Below are 20143 nucleotides of genomic sequence, written 5' to 3' on the forward strand. Positions count from 1 at the left end.
CGACACCATGGCCTCGACGAACCCCCCCGGCACCGGCGAGTGGGTCGACGAGTTCGCCGCACGCGCGCGCCCCTGGCTGGCGCAGAACATGCCGTCCGTCGCCCCCGACGACCCGCCGTTCTCGGTTCGGGCCGAACAGTCCTCCTGGGACCGGGCCAAGGAACTCCAGAAGCGCTTGTACGAGGGCGGATTCGCCGGCATCTGCTTCCCGCGCGAGTACGGCGGGCTCGGCCTGGACTACGCCTACCAGAAGGCGTTCAACGCCGAATGCCGCTGTTATGAGATGCCGCTGATCCTCAACACCCCCACGTTCACGATCTGCGCGGCGACGATCCTGGACATGGGCAGCGAAGACCAGAAGCGCGACCGCATCTCGGCGGCCGTCCGCGGCGACGAGATCCTGTGCCAGTTGCTGTCCGAGCCCAGCGGCGGATCCGACCTGGCCGGGGTGATCACCCGCGCCGAACGCGTCGGCGGCAAGTGGGTCGTCAACGGCGCCAAGACCTGGAGCACCAGCGCCTTCGCCGCCGACTACGGGCTGTTGCTGGCCCGCACCGACTGGACCGTGCCCAAGCACGAGGGCCTGACCATGTTCCTGGTGCCGCTGAACTCCCCCGGCATCACGATGCGCCGCATCAAGGAGGTCAACGGCAACGAGGAGTTCTGCGAGGAGTTCTTCGACGGCCTGGAACTCGGAGACGACGCCGTGGTGGGCGAGGTGAACAAGGGCTGGGAGGTCGCCACCCGCCAGCTGCACCACGAACGCCGGGCCGTCGGCGGCGGTTCGGAGTTCGCCAGCGGCACCGCCGCCGAGAACGCCAACGAGATGCCGCCCGACCACGTCGGTCTGGCCGAGGCCACCGGGCAGGGCGACGACCCGCGCATCCAGGACCTGGCGGGCCGTGCCCTGGCGCGCCGCATCGTCAAGGAACAGCTCATCGACCACGTGTTCCGCAGCATCGGCGACGGCTCGCTACCGCCGAACGCGGGCACCCTGATCCGGCTGTTCCACGCCGAGACCACCGAACTCGAAGTCGACACCGCCCTGGCGATCGCCGGCACGGCCGGCGTGGTCGACGAAGGCGCCCCGGGCGCCGCGGAGCTGGCCGGCCTGCTCGACATCGGGGTGCGCTACCTGTCGCGCCAGACCGGGTCGCTGGGCGGCGGTTCCTCCGAGATGGCGCGCAACGTCATCGGTGAGCGCATCCTCGGTTTCCCGCGCGAGTTCGCCGCCGACAAGGGTGTGCCGTTCAACCAGGTCAAGCGCAACAAGAACTGAGCTGCCCCGGCTGTTGCCGTCATCGCGTCAGAACAGCGTCGGCTGCATCGGCGGCGCGGCGGCCGGCACGACGGCCGGCGCGGGGGTGCTCATCCGCGCACCGCTCGTCAGGCCGTGCCTGGCCATCAGCGGCGCGGCCCGGCGCGCCAGCTCGGCCCGGTACCCGGCGGGCAGATACGCGCCGCGCCAGTACAGCCGGCGGTACTCGCCGACCAGCCCGGGATGGGTGCGCGCCAGCCAGTCCATGAACCAGCCGCGGGTGCTGCCGCGCAGGTGCAGCCCGAACACCGTCGCGCTGGTGGCCCCGGCCGCGGCGATCCGGCCCAGCAGGTCGTCGAGGTGGGCCTCGGAGTCGGTCAGCCCGGGAAGCACCGGCGCCACCATCACGTGGCAGCGCAGCCCCGCGGACCTGATCGCCGAGATCAGACCGAGCCGCGCCTCGGGCGTCGGCGTGCCGGGTTCGACCTGGTGGTGCAGGCCGGGGTCGCCCACCGCGAGCGACACCGCGACGCTCACGTCCACCGTGCGGGCCGCGTCGGTGAGCAGCGGCAGGTCCCTGCGCAACAGCGTGCCCTTGGTCAGGATCGAGAACGGTGTCCCCGAATCGGTGAGCGCGCCGATGATCCCCGGCATCAGCGCGTAGCGTCCCTCGGCGCGTTGGTACGGATCGGTATTGGTGCCGAGCGCAACGGTCTCCCGCGTCCACGACGGCCGGCGCAGTTCGCGGCGCAGCACCTCGGCGACGTTGGTCTTCACCACCACCTGGGTGTCGAAATCCCGGCCGCTGTCGAAGTCCAGGTACTCGTGGGTGGGCCGGGCGAAACAGTAGCGGCACGCATGCGAGCAGCCGCGGTAGCCGTTGACCGTGTACCGGAAGGGCAGGTGGGTAGTGCCTTCGGGAATCTTGTTCAGTGCCGACTTGCACAGCACCTCGTGAAAGGTGATTCCGTCGAATTGCGGGGTACGTACGCTGCGGATCAGACCCATCCGTTGCAGACCGGGCAACGCACCGTCGTCGACGGCGATACTTTGCCCGGCCCAGCGCATACCCCATGCGAACACACGTTCGATAGAGTGTCAAGCACCGCCGCTCGACAAGGCCGGGGTGATCACGCAGAATCGCAGCTTCACTTGCAGAACCTAAGGGGCACATGTCGACTCACTACGAAACCGAGCTGCAGTCCGAACGCCGGTACGTGGACGGGCTGTACGCCCGGCTGGACGCCGAACGGGCCAGGGTGAAGGACAGGTACGCCGCCGCGCTGCGCAGTCCGGTCGACAAGCAGAGCGGCGCGACGCTGGTCGCCCGTGACGCCGAGGTGCGCGCGACGGCGGCGCAGATGGACCGCCTCAACGTCGCCGACCACGGTCTGTGCTTCGGCAGGCTCGACAGCGTCTCGGGGGAACGCCTCTACATCGGGCGCATCGGCGTCCTCGACGACAAGCACGAACCGTTGCTGCTGGACTGGCGCGCGCCCGCGGCGCGGCCGTTCTATGTCGCCACCGGCGCCCACCCGGAGAACATGCGCCGCCGCAGGCAGTTCCACAGCCTCGGACGGCGGCTCCTGGACTTCACCGACGAGGTGTTCGGCCGGCCGGTTGCCGAGGACGCCGGCGAACAACCCGGCGACTCCAGTGACGTGGCACTGCTCGCCGCGGTCAACGCGCCGCGGGGCGACGGCATGCGCGACATCGTCGCGACCATCCAGGCCGAGCAGGACGCGATCATCCGGCTGGACCATCCCGGGGTGCTGGTCATCGAAGGCGGCCCCGGCACCGGGAAGACCGTGGTGGCCTTGCACCGCGTCGCCTACCTGCTGTACACCCAGCGCAAGCGCATGGAGAGCCACGGTGTGCTGGTGGTCGGCCCGAACGCGGCGTTCCTGCGCCACATCGGGCGTGTGCTGCCGTCACTGGGCGAGACCAACGTGGTGTTCCTGACCACCGGCGATCTCGTGCCGGGCCTGCACGTCAGCGCCGAGGACACCCCGGAGGCGGCCAAGGTGAAGGGCTCCCTGGCGATGCTGGATGTGCTCAAGGCGGCCGTCGCCGATCGGCAGCGGGCCCCGGAGGATCCGGTGCCCATCGACCTGTCCGACGTCTCGGTGAGCATCGGCGCCGACATCGCCCAGTGGGCGATCCAGGAGGCACGGGCCACCGAACAGCCGCACAACGACGCTCGCGCGGTCTTCGTGGACGTCGTCACCTGGGCGCTGACCGAACGGGCGATCGCCAAGATCGGCCGGGGCTGGCTGACCCGCGAGGACCGCGCGGCCTGGGAACATCTGCGCGCCGACCTTCTCGACGAGCTCGAGGACAACGCCGCCTTCACCGCCGCGCTCGACCGGCTCTGGCCGGTGCTGACACCGGAAAAGCTTCTGGCAGAACTTTATTCGTCGCACGAGCGACTGCAGGCCGCGGGCGCGGACCCCGCGCTGTACCGCGCCGACGGTGACGCGTGGACGGTGTCGGATGTGCCGCTGCTCGACGAGCTGGTCGACCTGCTCGGCCGGGACAGGTCGGGCGAGGAGGCCGCCGAGCGGGAACGCCGCGAGGAGGCGGCCTACGCCGCCGGTGTGCTGGATCTGATGGTCGACCGCGAGGACCTGATGGAGGACGAGGACCTGCTGTTGGCCCGCGACGTCATCGGCGCCGAGGACCTCGCCGAACGCTTCCTCGAACGCGACACCCGTGAACTCGCCGAACGTGCTGCCGCAGACCGGGACTGGACGTACGGGCACGTCGTCGTCGACGAGGCCCAGGAACTCTCGGAGATGGACTGGCGGGTGTTGATGCGGCGCTGCCCGAGCCGGTCGTTCACGATGGTCGGCGACCTCGCACAGCGCCGTTCGGCCGCCGGCGCGACATCCTGGGACGCGGTGCTCAAGCAGTATGTGCCCGACCGGTGGGTGTACCGCACGCTGACGGTGAACTACCGCACCCCGGCCGAGATCATGGCCGTCGCCGCGTCGGTGCTCGCCGAGTTCTCACCGGCCGCCACGCCGCCGGAATCGGTGCGCTCCACCGGCGTCGCGCCGTGGTCCCGGCGGGTCGCCGACGACGAACTGTCCGATGCCATCGCGGATTTCGTCCGCGACGAGGCCGGCCGGGAAGGCACGAGTGTGGTGATCGGGCCACCCGGCGTCCCCGGCACGGTGGCGCCGACACAAACCAAGGGCCTGGAGTTCGACGCCGTGCTCGTCGTGTATCCCGAGCGGATCCTGGCCGAGGGGCCGCGCGGGGCGGCCGACCTCTATGTCGCCCTCACCCGCGCGACACAGCGCCTCGGCGTGCTGCACCGCGAACCGCTGCCACCGGCCCTGTCCGGGCTGGTGGCGAGCTGACTCACCACTGGCCGAGCTGGCACCGCACGTTGTAGGGGTCGTCGTGCTGGGTCAGCACCTGGCCGTCGACCGCGATGTCGCAGTGCGCGTTCGGCGCGGCCTGCCCACCCCGGGTGGTGCTGCTGACCTGGAGGATCGCCCAGTTCGGATCGGCCATGGTGGTCTCGAAGACCCACGGCACACCCGCGGCCAGGTGGACCTTCTCACGCTTGGCGAAGGCATAGGCGTCCGCGTTGAACGCCTCCATGCTCGGCGGCTGGCTCGTCAGATAGAAGAGGTCGAACTCGTAGGCGCCGGCCGAGACGAGCGTGTAACGGACCTGATGCGCTTCCTGAGCGCCGGCCGTCGCCGGGCTGATCATCCCCGCGGCCGCCAGCGCTGCTGCCCCGACTGCCGCCCCTACCTTGGCTGTAGCTGTTCGCATATCGGTCACATCGCCGGACGGTACCGGATCGTTACCCACGCCCCCGCCGCGTCCCCGCCACGCGGGTCGACGGCAAACCAACGACGGCCGGTGCCAACAGGTTAACGTGCCCGTCACACACAGACATTTGGCAGAAACACGGGCGCTCTAACGTCCGGATTCGACACCCGGGGCGGTGTCGCAACGCCCGCGTTCTGAAGCGTTCTGAAGTATCCCGACCCGGCGCTCATCTGCGGATGAGCACTGCCGACAGCAGAAAGGCCGTTCATGGACCAACTCCGACGCCACCGTGTGAAACGATCCGCGCTGACAACAGGAAGCGTCGTCGTCGTGGCGAGCATGCTGCTGGCCGGCTGCGGAAGCAGGGCGAGTGAGACCGATTCAGCAAATGCCGAGTCGTGCGTGGACACCTCCGGTTCCACGATCAAGGTGGGCGCGCTGAACTCACTGTCGGGCACCATGGCGATCTCGGAGGTGACCGTCCGCAACGCGATCGATCTGGCCGTCGAGCAGATCAACGCCTCCGGCGGTGTGCTGGGCAAGCAGATCCAACTGGTCGGCGAAGACGGTGCGTCGGAACCGACGGTGTTCGCCGAGAAGGCCGAGAAGCTGATCAGCAGCGACTGCGTCGCGGCGGTGTTCGGCGGGTGGACGTCGTCGAGCCGCAAGGCCATGCTGCCGGTGTTCGAGAGCGGGAACTCGCTGCTGTACTACCCCGTCCAGTACGAGGGCCTGGAGTCCTCCCCCAACATCTTCTACACCGGCGCGACCACCAACCAGCAGATCGTGCCGGCGCTGGACTACCTCAAGGAGCAGGGCGTCACGTCGCTCTATCTGGTCGGCAGCGACTACGTCTTCCCGCAGACCGCCAACCGGATCATCAAGGCCTACGCCGAAGCCAACGGCATCGAGATCAAGGGCGAGGACTACACGCCGCTGGGATCGACCGACTTCTCCACGATCATCAACAAGGTGCGCACCGCCGACGCCGACGCGGTGTTCAACACGCTCAACGGCGATTCCAACGTGGCCTTCTTCCGCGAGTACAAGAACGTGGGCCTCACCCCGCAGGACATGCCCGTGGTCTCGGTGTCGATCGCCGAGGAAGAGGTCGGCGGCATCGGTGTGCAGAACATCACCGACCAGCTGGTGGCCTGGGACTACTACCAGACCATCGACACCCCGGAGAACAAGGCGTTCGTCGAGGCCTACAAGGCCAAGTACGGGGCGGACAAGCCCACGTCGGATCCGATGGAAGCGGCGTACGTGTCGGTCTACCTGTGGAAGAACACCGTCGAGAAGGCGCAGTCCTTCGACGTCACGGCGATCCAGGAAAACGCCGACGGCGTGACCTTCGAGGCACCCGAAGGTCTGGTCACGATCGACGGGGAGAACCACCACATCACCAAGACCGCCCGGATCGGTGAGATCCGGCCCGACGGTCTGATCTACACGGTGTGGGAATCGCCCGGCCCCATCGAGCCGGACCCGTACCTGAAGTCCTACCCGTGGGCCGCCGGCCTGTCCGGCTGACCAGATGGATGCCGTAATCGGACAGCTGGCAACAGGGTTGAGCCTCGGCTCGATCCTGTTGCTGGCCGCGCTGGGACTGTCACTGACGTTCGGCCAGATGGGCGTCATCAACATGGCGCACGGCGAGTTCATCATGGCCGGTTGCTACACCGCCTACGTGGTGCAGCAGATCGTCTCCGACGCCGGCGCGTCGTTGCTCATCTCGCTGGTGATCGGTTTCCTCATCGGCGGTGCGATGGGCGCGCTGCTGGAGGTGACGCTGATCCAGCGCATGTACCACCGCCCGCTGGACACGCTGCTGGTCACGTTCGGTGTCGGGTTGATCCTGCAGCAGGTGGCCCGGGACATCTTCGGGGCACCGGCGGTCAACGTCATCGCACCGGAATGGTTGTCCGGGGGCATGGAGATCTTCGGCGCGGTCGTGCCGAAGACCCGCATCTTCATCCTGGTGCTGGCCGTCGTGTGTGTCGCGGTGCTGGCCACCGTGCTCAAGGTCAGCCCGATGGGCCGGCGCATCAGGGCGGTGGTGCAGAACCGCGATCTCGCTGAGACCAGCGGCATCTCGTCACGCAAGACCGACATCACCACGTTCTTCATCGGTTCCGGGCTCGCCGCGGTGGCCGGTGTGGCGTTGACGCTGATCGGTTCCACCAGTCCGACCATCGGGCAGAGCTATCTGATCGATGCGTTCCTGGTGGTCGTGGTCGGGGGCCTGGGCCAGATCAAGGGCACGGTGATCGCGGCGTTCGCCCTCGGTTTCCTGAACTCGTTCATCGAGTACAACACCACCGCGTCGCTGGCCAAGGTGATCGTGTTCGTGATCATCGTGATCTTCCTGCAGGCGCGTCCGCAGGGCCTGTTCACGGTTCGGACGAGGAGTCTCGTATGAAGACCGTTCTGGGACGCTGGCAGACCTGGGCCGGCTTCGGTGTCGCCGCCCTGGTGCTGTTCGTCGTGGCGCCGGCGGTGTTGTCGGACTTCCGGCTGTCACTGCTGGGCAAGTTCCTGTGCTTCGCCATCGTGGCCGTCGGCATCGGGCTGGCGTGGGGCCGTGGCGGAATGCTGGTGCTGGGTCAGGGGGTGTTCTTCGGCCTCGGCGGCTACATGATGGCGATGCATCTGAAGATCGCCGACGCCCAACTGCTCGGCGACGACGTACCTGACTTCATGCAGATCCAGGGCATGCGCGAACTGCCCGGCTACTGGGCACCGTTCGCCTCTCCCCTGGTCACGCTGATCGCGATCCTGGTGATCCCGGCGGGTATCGCCGCCGCGCTCGGGCTGGGCGTGTTCAAACGCAAGGTCAAGGGCGCCTACTTCGCGATCCTGTCGCAGGCGTTGGCGGCCGCACTGGCCATCCTGCTGGTCGGCCAGACCAGCCTCGGCGGGTCCAACGGGCTCAACCGGTTCCGTACGTTCTTCGGCTTCACGCTGAGCGACCCGGTGAACCGGCGGATGCTGTACTTCATCGCCGCGGCGGTGCTGCTGATCGTGGTCGCGGTGGTGCGCCAGCTGATGCTGAGCCGGTACGGCGAGCTGCTGGTGGCGGTCCGCGACGGTGAGGAGCGCGTGCGCTTCCTGGGATATGACCCCGCGAACATCAAGGTGGTCGCCTACACCGTGGCGGCTCTGTTCGCGAGCATCGCCGGTGCGTTGTTCGCGCCGATCGTCGGGTTCATCGCGCCGTCCCAGGTCGGCATCCTTCCGTCCATCGCGTTCCTGATCGGCGTCGCGATCGGCGGGCGCACCACACTGCTGGGTCCCGTGCTCGGCGCGATCGGCGTGGCGTGGGCGCAAACCCTGTTCTCCGAACGCTTTCCGTCGGAGTGGACGTACGCGCAGGGCTTGTTGTTCATCATCGTCGTCGGGTTCTTCCCCGCGGGACTGGCCGGCCTCGGAGTGCTTCTCAAGCGCCGCCGAAAGGCCAAGAACGAACCACCCGAGGACAAGGCCACCGACTCCGATCCCGACGCAGAGAAAGTGGGTGCCGGTTCATGACCGACGTGACAGCGAGCACCGCCGGCAAGGAGCCCGCCGAGGGCGGCAACGTCGGCATGGGCACCCAGTACCTCGAAGTTCGGGGTCTGACAGTCGATTTCGATGGGTTCAAGGCGGTCAGCAACGTCGACCTGACCCTGTTTCAGGGCGATCTGCGCTTCCTGATCGGCCCCAACGGCGCCGGCAAGACCACCGTGATCGACGCGATCACCGGCCTGGTGCCGGCGACCGGCTCGGTGAACAAGTCCGGCGTGGAGCTGCTCGGCAAGAAGGTGCACCGGATCGCCCGCCAGGGCGTGGGCCGCACGTTCCAGACCGCGAGCGTGTTCGAACAGCTGACGGTGCTGCAGAACCTCGACATCGCCGCCGGCGCGGGCCGGTCGGCGTGGACCCTGCTGCGCCGGCGGCGCGGTGTGCTGCCGGCGATCGAACAGGCACTGCACACCATCGGCCTGGCGGATCTGGCCGACAAGCCGGCCGGGGTGCTCGCCCACGGGCAGAAACAGTGGCTGGAGATCGGCATGCTGCTGGTACAGAACGCCGACGTGCTGCTGCTCGACGAACCCGTCGCGGGCATGAGCGCCGAGGAGCGGGAGGAGACGGGGAAGCTGTTGCGCCGCATCGGCGCCGAACGCACCGTGGTGGTCGTCGAGCACGACATGGACTTCATGCGGGCGTTCGCGACGTCGGTGACGGTGCTGGCGCGTGGACAGGTGATCGCCGAAGGCTCGGTCGCCGAGGTGCAGGCGAATCCGAAGGTGCAGGAGGTCTATCTGGGCACCGCCGCGGCAGGCGCGGACGGAATCGAACTCGTCGAGGAGAACTCCTGATGTTGGAACTGGTCGACGTCCGCACCGGCTACGGCCGCAGCGAGGTCATCTACGGGGTCAGCCTCGAGGTGCCCACCGACGGCGTGGCGGCGGTGATGGGGCACAACGGTGCCGGCAAGACCACCCTGCTGCGCGCGGCGGTCGGGCTGCTGAAATGTACGGCGGGCAAGGTGCTGTTCGACGGCGAGGACATCACCAAGCTGCGGCCGAGCGCCCGGGTGGCCCGCGGGCTGGCGTATGTGCCCCAGGGCCAGCAGTCGTTCGGCCAGTTGACCACCGCCGAGAATCTGCAGGTGGTCGCCGACGGCCGCAAGAACGGCAAGGCGCTGATCGACGAGCAGCTCGACCTGTTCCCGGCGCTCAAGGAGCTGCTGGGCCGTCGCGCGGGCCTGCTCTCGGGCGGGCAGCGCCAGCAGCTCGCGATCGCCCGCGCGCTGATCACCACGCCGAAGTGCCTGATCCTCGACGAACCGACCGAGGGCATCCAGCCGTCGGTGGTGGCCGAGATCGAAGAGGCGATCACGGCGCTGACCCAGCGCGGCGGTCTGGGCGTGCTGCTCGTCGAGCAGCACATCGGGTTCGCACTGGAGTCGTCGCAGCGCTACTACATCCTGGAGGCCGGCCGCATCACCACCAGCGGTACCGGCGGCTCGGCGTCCGAAGCCGACGTCCGCGCCGCGATGGCCATCTGACGCAGGTAGCGCCCGTCAGCACGAGCGTGCGCGTCTGCGGCCGCCTCGCCGAGACAAAGAGGGATCAGGACAGGCGGGAGAGGACTTCGGCGACAACCTGATCCGTCGCGACGTCGACCTGTTCGCCGGTCGCCATGCTCTTCACCCCGACCGTCCCGGCCTCCAGGTCACGGTCACCGGCCACCAGCGCGATCGACGCACCCGAACGGTCGGCGCCCTTCATCGCGCCTTTGAGACTGCGGTCGCCGTACGCGACGTCGACGCGCACGCCCGCGGCCCGCAGCTGCGCCGCCAGCACCGCCAGCCGCACCTTCGCCTCGGCGCCGAGCGGCACCGCGTACACGTCGACCCGGGCGGTCTCCCCGGCCGTCTTGCCCTCCGCGCGCAGCGCCAGGAGCGTGCGGTCGACGCCGAGCCCGAACCCGATGCCGGACAGGTCCCGGCCGCCCAGTTGCGACATCAGCCCGTCGTAGCGTCCGCCGCCGCCGATCCCGGACTGCGCGCCGAGCCCGTCGTGCACGAACTCGAACGTCGTCTTGGTGTAGTAGTCCAGCCCGCGCACCATCCTCGGGTTGATCACGTACGGCACCGACAACGCGTCCAGATGCGCCAGCACCGTGTCGAAATGCTCCTTGGCCGCATCGGAGAGGTGATCGAGCATCACCGGCGCGCCGACGGTCATCTGTTTCATGTGCGGACGTTTGTCGTCGAGCACCCGCAGCGGGTTGATCTCGGCGCGGCGGCGGGTCTCCTCGTCGAGGTCCAGCTTGAACAGGAAGTCCTGCAACAGCTCCCGGTACTGCGGCCGGCAGGTGTCATCACCGAGCGAGGTGATCTCCAGCCGGAAACCGTCCAGCCCGAGTGAGCGGAAACCGGCGTCGGCGACGGCGATCACCTCGGCGTCCAGCGCGGGGTCGTCGACGCCGATGGCCTCCACCCCGACCTGCTGCAGCTGCCGGTAGCGGCCGGCCTGCGGACGCTCGTAGCGGAAGAACGGCCCCGAGTAGCACAGCTTGACCGGCAGCTGGCCGCGATCGAGGCCGTGTTCGATGACCGCCCGCATCACCCCCGCCGTGCCCTCGGGGCGCAGGGTCACCGACCGGTCACCGCGGTCGGCGAAGGTGTACATCTCTTTGGACACCACGTCGGTGGACTCCCCCACCCCGCGGGCGAACAGCGCGGTGTCCTCGAAGATCGGCAGCTCGATGTCGCCGTAACCGGCCCGGCGCGCCGCGGCGAGCAGCCCACCGCGCACGGCGACGAACTCGGCCGAATCGGGCGGCAGGTAGTCGGGGACGCCCTTGGGCGCCTTGAACGAGGTGGCCGCTTTTGCGGGGGTCTCAGTCACGGAGTCAAACCTTCGAGGAATGGGTTGGTGTGGCGTTCGAGTCCGATGGTGCTGCGCTCGCCGTGCCCCGGTAATACCAGGGTGTCGTCGTCGAGCACCAACAGTTTTGTGACGATCGATTCCAACAGGTCCCGGCCGCTGCCGCCGGGCAGGTCGGTGCGCCCGACCGACGCGCGGAACAACGTGTCGCCGGTGAAGGCCGCCTGCTGCGGTCCCTGCTCGACGCGGAACACCACCGAACCCCTGGTGTGGCCCGGGGTGTGGTCGACGGCGACCGTGATACCGCCGAGCTCGATCTTGTCGCCGTCGCGGTCCAGCTCGAGAACCTGCTTGGGCTCGCGGAACACGGCTCCGAGCGCGAGCCGCCCCACACCGGCGAGGAACCCCTGGCCGATCCCCTTGATCGGGTCGGCGAGCATGTAGCGGTCGGCCGGGTGGATGAAGGTCGGGCAGCCGTAGGTGTCGGCGACCTTCTGCGCCGACCACATGTGGTCGATGTGACCGTGGGTGAGCAGTACCGCCGCCGGGGTGAGCCGGTTCTCGTCGAGGATCCTGCGCAGCGGGCCCATCGCCCGCTGTCCGGGGTCGACCACGATGGCGTCGGCGCCCTGCCGCGGGGCCAGCACGTAGCAGTTGCACGCCAGCAGGCCGGCCGGGAATCCGGTGATCAACACGCCTTCCAGCTTCCCATGCCCAGGTCGGGGCCCTGTTCAGGAGGGTCGCAGCGCCCGCACTCGGGATGAACTGGCACACTCGGTGCCGACCGGATCAATCGCGAGGAGGACACCTGCCGTGCCGACGAACGAACAACGGCGTGCGACAGCCAAGCGCAAACTCGAGCGTCAGCTGGAGAACCGGGCCGAACGCGAGCGCAGGCGCCGCCTGTACACGATCATCGGATCCGCGGTGGCCGCCGTCGTCGTCATCGGCGCGGTGGTCGCCACCATCGTGATCACCAACCGCGACTCGGGCACCCAGACCGCGTCCACCTCCTCCCCCTCGTCCCCGACGGAGACCTCGTCGCCGTTCGACATGGCCGCGCCGGCCGAGGCCGCCGCACTGCCCGAGTTCGTCGCACCCGAAGGGCTGGGCAGCAACTGCCAGTACCCGGAGTCGGCCGAGCCGGCCAGCAAGGAGAACGACCCGCCGCGCACCGGCACGGTGCCCACCGAGCCGGCCCAGGTCAGCGCCAGCATGGCCACCGACCAGGGCAACATCGGGCTGCAGCTGGACAACGGCAAGTCGCCGTGCACCGTCAACAGCTTCGCCAGCCTGGCGCAGCAGGGCTACTTCAACGACACGCCGTGCCACCGGCTCACCACCAGCGAGTCGCTCGGGGTGCTGCAGTGCGGGGATCCGACCGGCGAGGGCACCGGCGGGCCGGGCTACCAGTTCGCCAACGAGTACCCGACCGACCAGTTCCAGCCCGACGACCCGGCGCTCAACCAGCCGGTCGTCTACCCGCGCGGCACCCTGGCGATGGCCAACGCCGGGCCGGGCACCAACGGCAGCCAGTTCTTCCTGGTCTACCAGGATTCGCAGCTGCCGCCGCTGTACACGGTGTTCGGCACGATCGACGAGACCGGCCTGGAAACCCTGGACAAGATCGCCGCCGAGGGGGTCGCCGGCGGTGGGCCCGATGGTGCACCGCAGCTGGCCACCACGGTGAAGTCCATCCAGCTGGACTGACCGGGGTTCTCAGGCCGCCGACGTGACGCGGTAGACGTCGTAGACGCCTTCGACGTTGCGCACCACGTTGAGCACGTGCCCGAGGTGCTTGGGGTCACCCATCTCGAAGGTGAACCGGCTGATCGCGACCCGGTCGTTGGACGTCGTCACCGATGCCGACAGGATGTTGACCTTCTCGTCGGCCAGCACACGGGTCACGTCGGACAGCAGCCGGTGCCGGTCGAGCGCCTCCACCTGGATCGCGACCAGGAACACCGACGACGGTGACGGCGCCCACTGCACGTCGATGATGCGTTCGGCTTGTTCCTGCAGCGACGCGGCGTTCGTGCAGTCGGTGCGGTGCACGCTGACCCCGCCGCCGCGCGTGACGAAGCCCATGATGTTGTCGCCGGGCACCGGGGTGCAGCACTTGGCGAGCTTGGTCAACACGCCCGGCGCGCCCGGCACCGCCACCCCGACGTCGTCACTGGTGCGCTGCCGCACCGGCATGGTCGCCGGGGTGGACCGCTCGGCGATCTCGTCGGCGGCCTCGTCGTCACCACCGAGCTGGGCCACCAGCCGCTGCACCACGTGGCGCGCCGACACGTGGCCCTCACCGACGGCGGTGTACAGCGCCGAGACGTCGGTGTAGCGCAGTTCACGGGCCAGCGCGGTCATCGTCTCGGCATTCACCAGACGCTGCAACGGAAGTCCGCCGCGGCGGACCTCGCGGGCGATGGCCTCTTTACCGGATTCCAGCGCCTCCTCGCGGCGCTCTTTGGCGAACCACTGCCGGATCTTGGCCTTGGCGCGTGGTGAGACGACGAAGCCCTGCCAGTCCCGGGACGGACCGGCGTTGGGCGCCTTGGAGGTGAACACCTCGACCACTTCGCCGTTTTCGAGTTTGCGTTCCAGCGCGACGAGGCGGCCGTTGACGCGGGCCCCGATACAGCGGTGGCCGACCTCGGTGTGCACCGCGTACGCGAAGTCCACCGGGGTGGACCCGGTGGGCAGCGTGATCACGTCGCCCTTCGGGGTGAACACGAAGATCTCCTGCACCGCGAGGTCGTAACGCAGCGATTCGAGGAACTCGCCCGGGTCCGCGGCTTCCCGCTGCCAGTCGAGCAGCTGCCGCATCCACGCCATGTCGTCGATCTCGGTGGCCGTCTGGCTGGGCGGAATTCCGTTGCGGCCCTTGGCCTCCTTGTAGCGCCAGTGCGCAGCGATGCCGTATTCGGCGGTCTTGTGCATGTCGATGGTGCGGATCTGCACTTCCAGCGGCTTGCCCTCCGGGCCGACGACGGTCGTGTGCAGCGACTGGTACACCCCGAACCGCGGCTGGGCGATGTAGTCCTTGAACCGCCCGGCGATCGGCTGCCACAGCGAGTGCACGACACCGACCGCGGCGTAGCAGTCGCGGATCTCGTCGCACAGGATGCGCACGCCCACCAGGTCGTGGATGTCGTCGAAGTCGCGGCCCTTGACGATCATCTTCTGGTAGATCGACCAGTAGTGCTTCGGCCTGCCCTCGACGGTCGCGTTGATCTTCGACTTGGTCAGCGTGTTGACGATCTCGGCGCGCACCTTGGCCAGATAGGTGTCGCGCGACGGCGCCCGGTCGGCGACCAGGCGCACGATCTCGTCGTACTTCTTCGGGTGCAGGATCGCGAACGACAGATCTTCCAGCTCCCACTTGACCGTCGCCATGCCCAGCCGATGAGCAAGGGGCGCAATGACTTCCAGCGTCTCACGGGCCTTGCGGGCCTGCTTCTCCGGCGGCAGGAACCGCATCGTGCGCATGTTGTGCAGCCGGTCGGCCACCTTGATCACCAGCACCCGCGGGTCGCGTGCCATCGCGATGATCATCTTGCGGATGGTCTCGCCCTCGGCCGCGGTGCCGAGCGCGACCTTGTCCAGTTTGGTGACGCCGTCGACGAGATGACCGACCTCGACGCCGAACTCCTGGGTCAACGCCTCCAGCGTGTAGCCGGTGTCCTCGACGGTGTCGTGCAGCAGCGCCGCGATCAGCGTCGTGGTGTCCATCCCGAGTTCGGCGAGGATGTTGGCCACCGCCAGCGGATGGGTGATGTACGGGTCACCGGAGCGGCGCAACTGGTCGGCGTGCCGCTGCTCGGCGACCTCGTAGGCCTTCTGCAGCAGGGTCAGGTCGGCCTTCGGGTAGATCTCGCGGTGCACCGCGACCAGCGGCTCGAGCACCGGGTTGATGGTGCTGCGCTGCGATGTCATCCGGCGGGCCAGCCGGGCCCGTACCCGGCGCGACGCGCTGGTGGGAGGCTTGGCGCTGTCGGCCCGGGCCGGCTCCATCGGCTGGGTCTCCGGGCCGGCGGCCGGCGGCCGGGGCGGCGCCTGCACAGCCTGGTTCGCGGCGGGTTCCGTGCGAACCTTGTCGGCCATGTTCACCTCCGGTATCGGTGCTCTTCGCAGGATATCCGCTCAGACGGTGTAGAGGCTGGTGACCTCGAGCGGTTCCAGCGCGGCGCGGCCGCCCAGCGCCGTGAGCTCCATCATCACCACCGCACCGGTCACGTTCGCGCCGGCCCGGGTGAGCAACTGATGGGTGGCCGCCAGCGTGCCGCCGGTGGCCAGCACGTCGTCGATCACCACCACCGAGCGGCCGGCCAGGTCGATGCCCTCGGCGGGCACCTCCAGGGTGGCCGAACCGTACTCGAGGGTGTAGGTCTCGCCGAAGACCGGGGGCGGCAGCTTGCCCCCCTTGCGCACCGCGAGCACGCCGATGCCGAGGGTGACCGCGACCGCGCCGCCGAGCAGAAAGCCGCGGGCGTCGACACCGGCGACCAGTTCGGCGCCGCGCGCCGCATCGGCGATCGCCTTGGTCACCTCGGCCAGCCCACGCGCATCGGCCAGCACCGGGGTCAGGTCCTTGAACTGGATGCCGGGTTCGGGGAAGTCGGGCACCTCCCGCACCAGCGAGAGGATGACCTCGGCGATGTCGGTCACCGGCTCAGCCTCCAACGGTCCATGTTCCACCCTGCCCCCCATCGCGTCGGATTTCCGCTCACCGCAAACATCTTGGTGGACGTGAGCAGCGTCCGCTGCTGCCGGTACAACGGCAGCGTCGGCATGTCACCCCACAGGATCGGTCCCGCCTCGCCGAGCAGGCGCGCCATCTCCTTCGGATCGGAGATGACGGCCAGCGTCGCGATGACCGCGTCGATGCGCTCGTTGCGATACCGCGGCAGGTTGTTGCCGTTGGCGCTGTGCAGCGTGTAGGCGTCCATCGTCGAGGACCCGGACGACCCGCTGCCCGCCGCTCCCCCGGTGCCGGCGATCAGCACATCGATCTGGTTGTCGCGCAACGCCAGCGGGCCGACGTCGGCCCCCGCGACGTCCTCGACGGTGATACCGGCGGGGGCGCACGCCTGCGCGATCGTGCCGACGATCGCGGCGAGCCTCGCGTTGGGGGTCTGATAGCCGATCCGTACGGTCAGCGGTTCACCGTCCAGCGCGGCGCGGGCCGCGTCGGGGTTGGCCACCGCGAACTCGTTGACCTGGGGTGTGGCCTCGGCGGCGCTGTAGGCGTCTTCGGTGGCGGTGTTCAGGCGCGCGTTGGCCACCGGCGCCTCGGCGTTGCGGGCGATCACGTCACGCGGGGTGCACAGCGCCAGCGCCCGGCGCGCCGGCACCGCAGCCAGCGGACCCTGCGGCGCAAAGATCAACTGCTCGATGCCGGCCGACGCGGAGTCGGTGCGCACGTAGTCGTCGGGCAGGTTCAGCGTGCCCGAGGATCCGGTGGCGATGTCGACGACGTCGTAGGCGCCCTCGTTGACCTTGTCCTGCATGTCGGCGCTGCGGGGCCACACGGTGATCTCGGCGGTGACCGGCGGGGTGCCCCACCACTTGTCGTTGGCCACCAGCACGACGGCGCCGTCGTCGGTGACGGATTCCAGCTTGTACGGACCCGACGACGGGAACTTCTTCAGGTCGAGGTCGGGACTGAGGTCCCAGGTGCTGTTCCAGACCTGGGCGATGCGTTCGACGACGGGCCCGTCGTTGTTCAGCAGCGCCGTGGTCACGCCGCCCTCGCCCAGACCGAGCACGTCGGCGATGACGTGCGCCGGCATCATCGACGTCGCGGCGAACAGCTGGCCGTAGTCGGTGAACCCGCGTTCCGGCGCAAACGACACCCTGGCCTTCTTCTGCCCGGGGGCGCAGTCGACGGTCGCGATGTCGGCGTAGCCGGCGCGGCTGGCCGCGTCGAACCCGGGGAACCGGCCCGACTGCGACGCCCACGCGAGCACCATGTCGTCACAGGTGATCGGCTTGCCGTCGGAGTACACCGCCTCGGCCTTGATCTCGTAGTCCAGGATCAGCGGAGAGCGACCGACCACCGAGACGGTGCCGAAGTCGTGGTCGCCGACGATCTGGCCGTCCGGCCCGTGATAGTTGAACCCGGTCAGCACGCGGGCGAACGCCTGCGGGCCGCCCGACGCCGCGCCGGCGACGGTGTTGGTGTTGTAGGTGACCAGCGTCCCGTCCACCGCGTAGTCCACGGTGTCGGCGGTCTCGTCCGCGCAGGAGGCCAGCGCGGGTCCACCGATCAGGGCCAGCACCGCGGTCAGCGCGACAGCACGACGGGCGCGCGATGTGCCCGGAACCCGCAGACGCCAACGTCCGGCCATCGGCGGCTACCGGTTCCGCGGGGTGCGCTTACCCGACGGTCGCCCGGTCCGGCTGCTGGTGGGCCGCACGGGGCGGGATCCGCCGCGGTGGGCTTGTCCTGGTCCTTCATCCGGTGCGCGAGCCAGTTCTTGCCGTCGGTCTGGATCAGCGCGTACCGGCCTTCGACTTTCTCGCCGTGCAGGGTGACGATCACCTCGCCGCCCTTGTCCGGGCCGTCGGGCGGATGGTCGTTGAACTTCTCGGTCTCGTAGGTGCCGTTGTCCCAGAGGTAGACCTCACCACCGCCGTACTCCCCTTTGGGGATCTCGCCGGCGAACGTCAGGTACTCCATCGGATGGTCCTCGGTGTGCACGGCAAGGTGATTCACCGCAGGCGTGTCGGGAAGGTTCTTCGGCACCGCCCAGCTCACCAGTACGCCGTCGCGTTCCAGGCGGAAGTCGTAGTGCAGCCGGCGGGCGTGGTGTTCCTGGATCACGAACTTGTCGTTGTCACCGGTCTTCGGCGCGTCACCGGGTATCGGCTCCGGCGTCTTGGCGGTGTCCCGCATGCTGCGGTACCGGGTCAGCCGGTCGGGCACCGCCAGCGGCTCGTCGAGGTCGGCGATCAGGTCGCCGTCCCGGTCGAGCCGGTCGAGCACCTCGCCGAACGTCAGGTGCCTGAGGTCCGGATCTTCGATCTCGTCCCAGGTACGCGGCGCCGCGACGGTCGGATGTTCGCGGCCCCGAAGCGAATACGGCGCGATCGTGGTCTTGTTGCCGTTGTTCTGGCTCCAGTCCACGAACACCTTGCCCGCTCGCACGCTCCTGGTCATCGTCGCGGTGACCTGTTTGGGCATGGTCTGTTCGAGTTGCTGGGCCACCCGCTTGGCCAGCACCGAGGCGCCCCGCGAGCTGATCGGTTCTGTCAGCGGGACGTACAGGTGCACCCCTTTGCTGCCGCTGGTCAGCGGAAACGTCCGCAGCCCGATGTCGGTGATCAGGTCCCGGACCTCGTGGGCGACCTCGCAGAGCTGACGGAACGACACCCCCTCCCCCGGGTCGAGGTCGAAGACGATGCGCGTCGCCGGACCGACGGCCCCGTCGACGAACCGCCACTGCGGGACGTGGACTTCCAGCGCGGCCTGCTGCGCGATCCAGGCCAGCCCCTCGGCGGAGTCGATCACCGGGTAGGTGGTGGTGCCGGACTTGTGGACGATGGTGGCACGATCGAGCCAGTCCGGGGCGGACGAGGCCAGTTGCTTCTCGAAGAACGACCCTTCTTCCACACCGTTGGGCCAGCGCTTCCGCGTGACCGCGCGGCCGGCGATATGGGGCAGCATCGCCACGGCGACGTTGACGTAGTAGTCGAAAACCTCGGCCTTCGTCGTCCCCGTCGCCGGATACAGCACCTTGTCCGGGTTGGTCAGCTTCACCCGGTCGTAGCGGTCCACCACATCACGGTATTACCCGCTGCGGACGCGGTAGCGTCGAAACGGTGAGGGCTCTGGTCATCGGTGAGGCGCTCATCGACATCGTCGAGCGCGACGGACAGCCGACACGTGAGCACGTCGGCGGCAGTCCGCTGAACGTCGCCGTCGGGCTGGCCCGGCTGGGACGCGACGTCGACTTCCTGACCTACATCGGCACCGACGCCCGCGGACAGCGCATCGCGGACTACGTCAAATCGTCTGGGGCGCAAATGGTCTCGGGCAGCACGACAGCATCCCGGACGGCCACCGCCCGCGCCGTGCTCGACCCGTCGGGGTCGGCGACGTACTCCTTCGACATCGACTGGCAGCTCAGCGGGATCCCCGAGGTGGCGCCGCCGCTGGTGCTGCACACCGGTTCGATCGCCGCGGTGCTGGAACCGGGGTGTCTGGCCACCAAGGCCCTGATCGACACCTATCACCTGTCGGCCACCGTCACGTTCGACCCGAACATCCGTCCGGCGCTGATCACCGACGCCGACGCGGCCCGCGCGCGCATCGACCGCCTGCTCGAGCGCGCCGACGTGGTGAAGGCCAGCAACGAGGACCTGCACTGGATCGATCCGGCGCGCACGCCCGAACAGATCGCGGCGGCGTGGCTGAGCCTGGGGCCGTCCGTCGTCGTGGTGACGTTCGGCGAGAAAGGCGCGGTGGCGATGTGTGCCGACGGAACGGTGCGGGTACCTGCCGGGCATGTCAACGTGGTGGACACCGTGGGCGCGGGCGATGCGTTCATGACCGGTCTGATCGACGCGCTGTGGTCGATGGACCTCCTCGGCGCGGACCGCCGCGGCCGCCTCGCCGCGATCGGAACGGACGCGCTGACGGACGCCGTGCGGGCGGCGACGCTGACGGCGGCGCTGACGGTGGCGCGGGTGAGTACATCTCCCGACGTTTCGC

At 68.9% G+C, this 20143-nt stretch carries 16 protein-coding genes and 1 pseudogene; 9 read left to right on the forward strand and 8 right to left on the reverse strand.

What is annotated here, in order from left to right; translation table 11 throughout:
- Nucleotides 1-1279 (forward strand): acyl-CoA dehydrogenase family protein (locus ASJ79_RS28740; protein WP_231751083.1); only part of this gene is annotated, 1279 nt, incomplete at its 5' end.
- Between the two features lie 27 nt (nt 1280-1306).
- On the opposite strand, the gene ASJ79_RS28745 is transcribed toward ASJ79_RS28740, so the two are convergent.
- A complete protein-coding gene (locus tag ASJ79_RS28745; RefSeq protein ID WP_067962773.1) occupies nt 1307-2326 on the reverse strand; it encodes an Rv2578c family radical SAM protein in 1020 nt (339 codons plus the stop codon).
- A gap of 104 nt (nt 2327-2430) precedes the next feature.
- Here ASJ79_RS28745 and helR point away from each other — a divergent pair, with 104 nt between their 5' ends.
- Nucleotides 2431-4623, forward strand: coding sequence for an RNA polymerase recycling motor ATPase HelR (gene helR, locus ASJ79_RS28750; RefSeq protein WP_067962774.1), 2193 nt, complete (start codon nt 2431-2433; stop codon nt 4621-4623).
- A 1-nt stretch (nt 4624) separates the two neighbouring features.
- On the opposite strand, the gene ASJ79_RS28755 is transcribed toward helR, so the two are convergent.
- A complete protein-coding gene (locus ASJ79_RS28755) occupies nt 4625-5047 on the reverse strand; it encodes a hypothetical protein (protein WP_082754128.1) in 423 nt (140 codons plus the stop codon).
- Between the two features lie 267 nt (nt 5048-5314).
- On the opposite strand from ASJ79_RS28755, the gene urtA reads away from it, so the two are divergent.
- The 5 genes from urtA to urtE are packed head-to-tail and all read left to right on the forward strand — an operon-like array spanning nt 5315 to nt 10100.
- Complete coding sequence (gene urtA / locus ASJ79_RS28760; protein WP_067962777.1) at nt 5315-6580, forward strand: urea ABC transporter substrate-binding protein; 1266 nt, start codon at nt 5315-5317, stop codon at nt 6578-6580.
- Between the two features lie 4 nt (nt 6581-6584).
- Nucleotides 6585-7469 carry an urea ABC transporter permease subunit UrtB gene (gene urtB / locus ASJ79_RS28765; protein WP_067962781.1) on the forward strand — a complete coding sequence of 295 codons (885 nt, stop codon included), beginning with the start codon at nt 6585-6587 and terminating at the stop codon, nt 7467-7469.
- Nucleotides 7466-8578, forward strand: coding sequence for an urea ABC transporter permease subunit UrtC (urtC, locus tag ASJ79_RS28770; protein ID WP_067962783.1), 1113 nt, complete (start codon nt 7466-7468; stop codon nt 8576-8578). The genes urtB and urtC overlap by 4 nt, the downstream gene beginning before the upstream one ends.
- Nucleotides 8575-9408 carry an urea ABC transporter ATP-binding protein UrtD gene (urtD, locus tag ASJ79_RS28775; protein ID WP_067962786.1) on the forward strand — a complete coding sequence of 278 codons (834 nt, stop codon included), beginning with the start codon at nt 8575-8577 and terminating at the stop codon, nt 9406-9408. The genes urtC and urtD overlap by 4 nt, the downstream gene beginning before the upstream one ends.
- Nucleotides 9408-10100, forward strand: coding sequence for an urea ABC transporter ATP-binding subunit UrtE (gene urtE, locus ASJ79_RS28780; RefSeq protein WP_067962789.1), 693 nt, complete (start codon nt 9408-9410; stop codon nt 10098-10100). Before urtD ends, urtE begins: the two co-directional genes overlap by 1 nt.
- 64 nt (nt 10101-10164) lie before the next feature.
- On the opposite strand, the gene hisS is transcribed toward urtE, so the two are convergent.
- Both hisS and ASJ79_RS28790 read right to left on the reverse strand, forming a co-directional pair.
- Nucleotides 10165-11448, reverse strand: a complete 1284-nt coding sequence (hisS, locus tag ASJ79_RS28785; protein ID WP_067962792.1) for a histidine--tRNA ligase — start codon at nt 11446-11448, stop codon at nt 10165-10167.
- Nucleotides 11445-12122, reverse strand: a complete 678-nt coding sequence (locus ASJ79_RS28790) for an MBL fold metallo-hydrolase (protein ID WP_067962795.1) — start codon at nt 12120-12122, stop codon at nt 11445-11447. Before ASJ79_RS28790 ends, hisS begins: the two co-directional genes overlap by 4 nt.
- A 118-nt stretch (nt 12123-12240) precedes the next feature.
- Between ASJ79_RS28790 and ASJ79_RS28795 the strand changes: the two genes are divergently transcribed.
- Nucleotides 12241-13137 carry a peptidylprolyl isomerase gene (locus tag ASJ79_RS28795; protein ID WP_067962797.1) on the forward strand — a complete coding sequence of 299 codons (897 nt, stop codon included), beginning with the start codon at nt 12241-12243 and terminating at the stop codon, nt 13135-13137.
- 9 nt (nt 13138-13146) lie between these two features.
- Here the strand turns inward: ASJ79_RS28795 and ASJ79_RS28800 are convergent, their stop codons facing one another.
- The 4 genes and pseudogenes from ASJ79_RS28800 to ligD form a co-directional block, all read right to left on the reverse strand.
- Nucleotides 13147-15531 (reverse strand): bifunctional (p)ppGpp synthetase/guanosine-3',5'-bis(diphosphate) 3'-pyrophosphohydrolase, encoded by a 2385-nt coding sequence (locus ASJ79_RS28800; protein ID WP_067962800.1) that lies wholly within the window; start codon nt 15529-15531, stop codon nt 13147-13149.
- 39 nt (nt 15532-15570) lie between these two features.
- Nucleotides 15571-16110 carry an adenine phosphoribosyltransferase gene (locus tag ASJ79_RS28805; protein WP_156448688.1) on the reverse strand — a complete coding sequence of 180 codons (540 nt, stop codon included), beginning with the start codon at nt 16108-16110 and terminating at the stop codon, nt 15571-15573.
- On the reverse strand, nt 16092-17777 hold the full coding sequence (locus tag ASJ79_RS28810; protein WP_067962806.1) for an ABC transporter substrate-binding protein: 1686 nt from the start codon (nt 17775-17777) through the stop codon (nt 16092-16094). The genes ASJ79_RS28805 and ASJ79_RS28810 overlap by 19 nt, the downstream gene beginning before the upstream one ends.
- Before the next feature lie 68 nt (nt 17778-17845).
- Nucleotides 17846-19210 (reverse strand): annotated as a pseudogene (ligD, locus tag ASJ79_RS28815) (non-homologous end-joining DNA ligase); the annotation flags it as partial.
- 41 nt (nt 19211-19251) lie between these two features.
- Here ligD and ASJ79_RS28820 point away from each other — a divergent pair.
- Nucleotides 19252-20143: carbohydrate kinase (locus ASJ79_RS28820; RefSeq protein WP_067962811.1), on the forward strand; the 892-nt coding region annotated here is incomplete at its 3' end.

The sequence above is a fragment of the Mycobacterium sp. NAZ190054 genome (genome assembly GCF_001545925.1).
GTDB lineage: Bacteria > Actinomycetota > Actinomycetes > Mycobacteriales > Mycobacteriaceae > Mycobacterium.